Source organism: Bifidobacterium sp. UBA6881 (assembly GCA_002451435.1).
Classification (GTDB): Bacteria; Actinomycetota; Actinomycetes; order Actinomycetales; family Bifidobacteriaceae; genus Bifidobacterium.
Window position 1 is genome coordinate 12879 of sequence record DKCF01000005.1, and the last position, 3810, is coordinate 16688.

The following is a 3810-nucleotide window of genomic DNA, read 5'->3' on the forward strand; positions in this document are numbered from 1 at the left end:
GCTCGTTCGCCTATCTATTCGGTTTTGCCGTTGCGCAACATCACGCGCAGTGTCCGTCCAATCGCGCCGAGCGTCGCCGCGCCGACGCCCAGCACGGTGGCCGCGACCTGTGGACGGCGCAGCTCGTTGCGCACGCCGATGAGATCGGTCACGCAGTGGTCCTCGAAGAACACGCGCACTTCGTTGCTGGAATACCGGCCGATCAAATCACCCCAAGTGAGCATGCGCGTCACGTATGCCATCGGATTGCGTTCGTTGAATTCGAACAGGCGAATGCCACGCAACCGCGATTTCGGCCCGTAACATTCGAATCCGCAGGTCGGCGCGTATCCCAGATCGAGGTCGTGCACATGGCCGACGAACGCGTTTTTGTGGTCGTGCCCGCAGAACAGCGCGAAATAGCCGCCCGCCTCACGCAATGCCTCCACTTCGCCCACGTTCTCATCGGCGCAGCCGATCGCCTCGCCCAAACGCGATCCCGGTCGGCACACGTCGTGGTTCAGCACATAGCAGTGCCCGGCGAAGTTGCGCGCGCCCTCCACGGCATTCGGCGTGTATGCGGGCACTTCGCGCAGGCAATCGTAGAACTCCTGCGGCGGAATGTGCTGGAAGGCGATCGCGGGAACCGCCTGGCCGTCCCCATTGCGGCGTCCCAATTCGTCTTGCACGTCCCTGAGCCAGGCGATCGCCTCCGGCGAAGGCGTGCCGTATCCGTCGGAATCGGCCAGATCCCAGCCGCGTGAATTCGAAGCGTACTTCGCGTATGCGGCGACCGATTGCGTGCCATCAGCGGCGTCGGAATCATCGGCATCGGCGTAATCGCCGGAATTCACCATCATCACGCTCATCGCGATGCGTCCCGAGCCGTCGGACGATTCGATCGGCAGCGCGAAAGTGCCCGGTTCCAACGCCAACGGTGACGAGCCCGCGACGGGATTCATGCAGCCGGAGAATTCCCGGTAGATGCCGTCCTGCTCGTCGGCGAGGATGCCGCACTGAAAATCATGATTGCCGTAGGTCGCGGCGAAGGGGATCCGCGCCTCCAAAGCCGGTCCAAGAAACGCGGCGAACGTGTCGCGCACCTTCTGCCGCGTGGCGTCGAGCAAGGTCGTGGCGGTAATCTGGTTGATGGATTGTGCCCATGATTCCAGTTTGTTGATGGTGCCGTTGCCGCGTTTGACGAGCTTCGGCGAATCGGTGCCGATGCCGTCGATCATCCAATGGTCGTCGGTGGGCCGCGTGTTCAGGAGCGTTTTCGTGAGCGGATGCCGTTTGATGCCTTGGAGCCTCGCCTCGAATTCGGTGACCGCGCGCACCCGCGTTCCGGGGCGTTCCCCGCGTCTGCGCAGGAAGGTGTCGATGTACGCGGGGTCGTAGCCGCGGATCTGGTCGCCGGTGAAGACGATCAGATCGGGATGCGCCTTCCTTATGGCGGCGTCGATCAGGCGGATCGTATCCTCGCGCACATGCGGACCATCCTGGATGTCGGCCATCTGCAGCACACGGAACGTGCCGTCGCCGTTGAATCGCAAGCTCATGATGCTCACTGTAACGCGGCAAATCTGGATATGGGGTGAAAAGCCGCCCATGACGGCCAAAATAGCCGCCATATCGCGAAATGCCGGCGAATCATGGGACGGGTTGCCGCTAGGATTGGCGGCAGCATGTGAAAGTAACATGCGCGTAACATATTGGACGGGCGCAGGGTGCGTCCGAAATCACAGTAAGGAGGAGTGATGGGTCAGGATCAATCATCGGTATTTGATCTCGCGGCGGTGGCCGCGGCATCCAACGGAGGGAACAACGACCCGCTGCTGCCTCCGGCGCGTTACATTGGAGCTCCGCAAAAGCCCAGCAAGATGCCGTACAACAAGTACGTCGCATACGATAAGCAGGTGCCGTTTGACTTCCCGGAGCGTACGTGGCCGGGCAAGCGACTGCAGCGTGCGCCGCGTTGGTGCTCCGTCGATCTTCGTGACGGCAACCAGGCCCTCGTCAACCCGATGGATTCCGAGCGCAAGCTGCGCTTCTGGAACCTGCTCGTGTCGTTGGGATTCAAGGAGATCGAGGTCGGCTTCCCGTCGGCTTCCGAAACCGATTACGACTTCATCCGCATGCTGATCGAACGTGAGCTCATTCCTGACGACGTCACCATCGTCGTGCTCACCCAGGCGCGTGAGCACCTGATCCGCAAGACGTATGAGGCGCTGCGCGGCGCCAAGCGCGCGGTCGTGCATTTCTACAACTCCGTGTCCGTGCTGCAGCGCGAGGTCGTGTTCCGCAAGGACAAGGCGGGCATCAAGAAGCTCGCCACCGACGCGGCCAAGCTGTGCAAGGAGCTGGAAGCCGAGGCCAAGGGCATCGACCTGTACTACGAGTACTCTCCGGAGTCCTTCACCGGCGCCGAACCGGAATACTCCGCCGAGGTGTGCAACGCGGTGATCGACGTCATCAAGCCGACGCCGGAACACCCGATGATCATCAATCTGCCGGCCACGGTGGAAATGACCACGCCGAACGTGTTCGCCGATGAGGTGGAGTACATGTCCAACCACCTCGTGCCGCGTGACGCCGTGGTGCTTTCGCTGCACCCGCACAACGACGAAGGCATGGGCATCGCCGCCACCGAGCTGGCCGTGCTGGCCGGCGCCGACCGTGTGGAAGGCTGCCTGCTGGGCAACGGCGAGCGTACCGGCAACGTCGACCTCGTCACCCTCGGCCTGAACCTGCTGACCCAGGGCATCGACCCGCAGATCGACTACTCCAACGTTCCGGAAATCCGCAAGACCGTCGAGTACTGCAACCAGCTGAAGATCTCCGAGCGTCACCCGTACGCCGGCAACTTCGTGTTCACCGCCTTCTCCGGCTCCCACCAGGACGCCATCAAGAAGGGCCTTGAGGCCCGTCAGGCCGCCGCCGACCGCGCCGGCGCCGATTTGGAGAACTTCGTGTGGTTGGTGCCGTACCTGCCGATCGACCCGAAGGACATCGGCCGTACGTACGAGGCCATCATCCGCGTGAACTCCCAGTCCGGCAAGGGCGGCATGGCCTACCTGCTGAAGACCAACCACAACCTTGATCTGCCGAAGCGTCTGCAGATCGAATTCGACAAGGTCGTGCAGAACTTCGCCGACACCACCAAGAAGGAAGTCAAGGACGAAGACATCTGGCGTCTGTTCAAGGACGAGTACCTGCCGGTCGAGGAATCCGGCGCCACCGCCGCCGGCGTTGTGGTCGGTGACAGCAAGGACGAATCCCTGAAGCAGTGGGGCCGTCTGAAGCTGCTGAAGGTGTCCGTCTCCTCCGGTGAGGATGGCTCCGACACCGTGCTCAAGGCCAGGATTCTCGACCGTGGTGTGAACCCCGGTACCGACGAGCCCGTCGAGCGTGAGGTCTCCGGCATCGGCAACGGTCCGATCGCCGCGTTCCTCAACGCCGTGAGCAACTTCGGTGTCGAGGCTTCCGTGATGGATTACGTGGAGCACACCATGTCCGTCGGCACCGACGCCATGGCCGCCTCCTACGTCGAATGCCAGATCGGCGAGGAAGACAACGCGCAGATCGTGTGGGGCGTCGGCATCGACACCTCGATCGTCACCAGCTCGCTGAAGGCCATCATCTCGGCCATCAACCGTTCCGAGCGCTGAGCTTTGTTAACAGGTCTGTATAAGGCCGAAATCAAAAGGGTTGGGGTCCACCGAGAACATCGGTGGACCCCAACCCTTTGTCGTTATTGGTTTCTTGCGGGCAGAACCATTGCCGGTCGTCAGGTCGACGATCGCAAAAACATAAGCATGCGGAACGCAATCG

2 protein-coding genes are annotated in these 3810 nt (G+C 62.1%); one reads left to right on the forward strand and one right to left on the reverse strand.

Annotated features, from left to right (window positions below):
* Window positions 1–14: 14 nt before the first annotated feature.
* Window positions 15–1538: a metallophosphoesterase gene (locus B3C64_RS00280; protein ID WP_291532935.1), complete on the reverse strand. Its 1524-nt coding sequence runs from the start codon at window positions 1536–1538 to the stop codon at window positions 15–17.
* 198 nt (window positions 1539–1736) lie between these two features.
* Here B3C64_RS00280 and leuA point away from each other — a divergent pair, with 198 nt between their 5' ends.
* Window positions 1737–3647: a 2-isopropylmalate synthase gene (gene leuA / locus B3C64_RS00285; RefSeq protein WP_291532936.1), complete on the forward strand. Its 1911-nt coding sequence runs from the start codon at window positions 1737–1739 to the stop codon at window positions 3645–3647.
* Window positions 3648–3810 lie beyond the last annotated feature (163 nt).

Bases quoted from the DNA above. Each gene is read 5' to 3' on its own strand.
- leuA (WP_291532936.1), top strand. From the start codon at position 1,737: ATGGGTCAGGATCAATCATCGGTATTTGATCTCGCGGCGGTGGCCGCG.
- B3C64_RS00280 (WP_291532935.1), bottom strand. From the start codon at position 1,538: ATGAGCTTGCGATTCAACGGCGACGGCACGTTCCGTGTGCTGCAGATG.